Genomic DNA, 585 nt, shown 5'->3' with positions numbered 1-585 from the left:
GCAACGGTTAGCTATTAGACTTGATTACGCTGCCCTCCTCCGAATTACTCATCGGATGAATCGCTCGGGCGAAAAACGTTGCTATTGGCCAATAACAGACGTGGAGTTTCAAACATGAAGTACAAAAAAGAATCAGACATCATCACCGCAACCGAGGAGACTTGCGGTCTGCGGTGGACAGAACTCTTCGCGTTGAATAGCGGTTTGGTTGGGAACGAGAATGCAAGCGGACAAGTCTTTCTTCACATGATTGACGATGACGAACTAGCGGATGCTGCACTGAGGTTGTTACGTCAGCAAGGTAAAACTCGCAACGATATCGGCCATAAGCAGACAACTTAAAAGCTCCTTCATCAATGTTCGCTGTTCACCCACTTTTCAATTCCTGGTTTGGCCGGTTGAATCTTTCTCTGCTCAAACTGAACGAAACCGAGATTCCGAGCTTTACGCGGAATCCTGATTGGGATTGCGCTATTGACGAAAAGAATGCAGTAATGGTGTTCCAGCTAATCAGCACTACGGATCAGATGAGAGATAACTACTACCGATACGTCTTGGCGGCAGGATCTCGAATGTATGTCGCTG

The 585-nt window shown here is 47.0% G+C and carries 2 protein-coding genes; both read left to right on the top strand.

Going from position 1 to position 585, the window contains the following annotated elements; genetic code table 11:
- The first annotated feature begins 114 nt into the window (after nt 1-114).
- The gene (locus AC1D0Z_RS23805; protein ID WP_477660574.1) at nt 115-342 is read left to right on the top strand and encodes a hypothetical protein; all 228 of its coding nucleotides are present in this window, start codon (nt 115-117) and stop codon (nt 340-342) included.
- A 14-nt stretch (nt 343-356) separates the two neighbouring features.
- On the top strand, nt 357-585 hold a 229-nt coding region (locus tag AC1D0Z_RS23800; protein WP_477660573.1), incomplete at its 3' end, for a hypothetical protein.

Source organism: Polaromonas sp. P1_E3, assembly GCF_056405935.1.
The sequence above is the reverse complement of the archived record's forward strand: the minus strand, read 5'-3'. Positions and strand labels throughout refer to the sequence as shown.

Bases quoted from the DNA above. Each gene is read 5' to 3' on its own strand.
- AC1D0Z_RS23805 (WP_477660574.1), top strand. From the start codon at position 115: ATGAAGTACAAAAAAGAATCAGACATCATCACCGCAACCGAGGAGACT.